The 2,579-nt window shown below is 73.7% G+C and carries 2 protein-coding genes; both read left to right on the forward strand.

Annotated features, from left to right (window positions below; all coding sequences use genetic code 11):
- The coding region (locus tag PUR56_RS15325) for a hypothetical protein (protein WP_329949325.1) at positions 1 to 530 on the forward strand (530 nt) is incomplete at its 5' end.
- Positions 531 to 1,220: 690 nt separating this feature from the next.
- The coding region (locus PUR56_RS15330; RefSeq protein WP_329949326.1) for a chitinase at positions 1,221 to 2,579 on the forward strand (1,359 nt) is incomplete at its 3' end.

Consider the following 2,579-nt stretch of genomic DNA (forward strand, 5'->3'; position numbering starts at 1 on the left):
CGAACGGGTCCGCGACCGGCGCCCCGCCCAACCCGGCGGCCACCCCGGTCGCGGGGCGCCCCCGCCGCCGCACCGCCCCGCCCCCCGCGGCCCGCCCCCCCCCCCCGCCCCCAGGCGGCCCCCCCCCCGCGCCGCGCCCGGCCGCCCCCCCCCCCGCCCCCACCGCCGCTCCCGCCCCGAGCTCCCCCGGCGCCGCCGACTCCCCGGGGGCCCCGGCCTCCGCACCGCCCAAGCCGGCCCCGCCCACGGACGCGGGCCTGCCGAGCAAGCCGGCCGCCGACGTCTCCGCCCAACTGGTCGCCGCGCTGGACGCGATCGACCCGGCGATCGTGGGCGGCAAGCCGGAACAGGCCGTCGACAGGGCTCGCGCCCAGTGCCAGTCGATGTACCAGTTCCCCAAGGACAGGGCCAAGCTGGTCGAGCTCGCCGACCAGCGGTTCACCACACCCGACCGTCCTCAGGGTTTCGGCGCCGAGAAGGCGGAGAAGATCCTCGACGCACTGCGCTCCACCCTCTGCCCGCCGGCCTGAGCCGGTCCGGCAGACCCTGGACGGCCCGGTGTCCTGAGCGCCGGGCCGCCGTGGCCGCGCGCGTCGACCAGCGCGCGGCCACGGCACCCGCATGCCCGGCGCCCGCACGCCCGCCGTCAGCGGGCGGCCTGCGCCACCACCTGTGCGTCCGGCGCCGGCGCGCCCGGACGACGGACGGGGCCGCAGAGCGCCGGCCGTGAACCGCACCCGGCGCCGCCCACCGCCGCGCCGGCCGTTGCCGTGACCACACCGGCGGACGGCGGCACGAACCACCCGGCCTGCCGCCGGCCCCGGCCCGCCGGCAGGCCGGATCACGGCCACGAGGTGGGCGCACATGCTCCGCCGACGAACTGTTAGGAGTCTTGACAGACGAGTGGTCTAGTCCAACCATAAGCATGTCGATCCGACCGGGATGCACTGTGGGGGTGTGACCACCGGCGGCTGAGGCACTGCCATGCCCTGCCATGCTCCACCCCCAGACCCGCTGCGGCGTCCGCGCGTTCGCGCACCGCCGGCCGTCCGTGCCGCGTGTCCACGGGGTGCGCATGCCCGCTCCGCCGCCCCCGCCGCACGGTTCGCATCTCCCGCTCCACAGTGCCCCGCTCCACGGCCCCCACCGTTCGACCGTTCCGCCGCGAAACTCCGCACACTTCACCAACGTCCGGCCCCACCAAGTCTGTTGGAGAACCAATGCGTCTACGCAGAACGATTCAGGCCGCCCTGACGGCCTGTGTCACCCTGGCCGCCTCGGCCGGAATCGTCGCCGCCGGGGCGACCACCGCGGGAGCGGCCCCCACGGCAGCGACCACCTCGTCGGTCTCCGCCTCGGCCGCCGCCACCCCGCTGCCCACCCGGGTGTTCGCCCCCTACTTCGAGGCCTGGACCGGCGAGAGCCCGGCCACCCTGGCCGCCCAGTCCGGTGCCAAGCACCTGACGATGGCGTTCCTGCAGACCGCGACCAAGGGCTCGTGCACGCCGTACTGGAACGGCGACACCTCGCTGCCGGTCGCCCAGTCCTCGTTCGGCGCCGACATCGCCACCATCCGCGCCAACGGCGGCGACGTCATCCCGTCCTTCGGCGGCTACACCGCCGACACCACCGGCACCGAGCTGGCCGACAGCTGCACCGACGTCAACCAGATCGCCGCCGCGTACCAGAAGCTGATCACCACGTACGAGATCAGCCGGATCGACCTCGACATCGAGGTCGACTCGCTGGACAACACCGCGGGCATCGACCGCCGCAACAAGGCGATCAAGGTGGTGCAGGACTGGGCCGCCGCCAACGGCCGGCAGATCCAGTTCTCCTACACCCTGCCGACCACGCCGACCGGCCTGGCCGCCAGCGGCCTCGCGGTGCTGCGGAACGCGGTCACCAACAACGCCCGGATCGACGTCGTCAACCTGATGACCTTCGACTACTACGACAACGCCCAGCACGACATGGCCGCCGACACCCAGACCGCGGCGACCGGCCTCTACAACCAGCTGGCCCGGCTGTACCCGACCAAGACGCCCGCCCAGCTGTGGGGCTCCATCGGCGTCACCGAGATGATCGGCGTCGACGACTTCGGTCCGGCCGAGACCTTCACGCTCGCCAACGCGACCACCGTCTACAACTGGGCGGTCTCGAAGGGCATCAACACCCTGTCGTTCTGGGCGCTGCAGCGCGACAACGGCAGCTGCCCGGGCGCCACCGCCCGTGACAACTGCTCCGGGATCAGCCAGAACACCTGGGACTTCACCAAGATCTTCAAGGCGTTCACCAGCAACACCCAGCCGACGAACGACTTCTCGGTCGGCGTGAGCCCCGACTCGGGTTCGGTGGTGGCCGGTTCGTCGACCAGCGCGAACATCACCACCGCCGTCACCACCGGTTCGGCGCAGAGCGTCAGCCTCACCGTCTCGGGTGCCCCGGCCGGCGTCAACGCCACCGCCACCCCCGGCAGCGTCACCGCCGGCTCCCCCGCCACGCTCAACATCACCACGGCGGGCACCACCACACCCGGCACCTACCCGCTCACCGTCACCGGCACCGCCGCCTCCGGC

This window comes from Streptomyces sp. BE303, assembly GCF_036290945.1.
In the GTDB taxonomy this organism is placed as follows: Bacteria; Actinomycetota; Actinomycetes; order Streptomycetales; family Streptomycetaceae; genus Kitasatospora.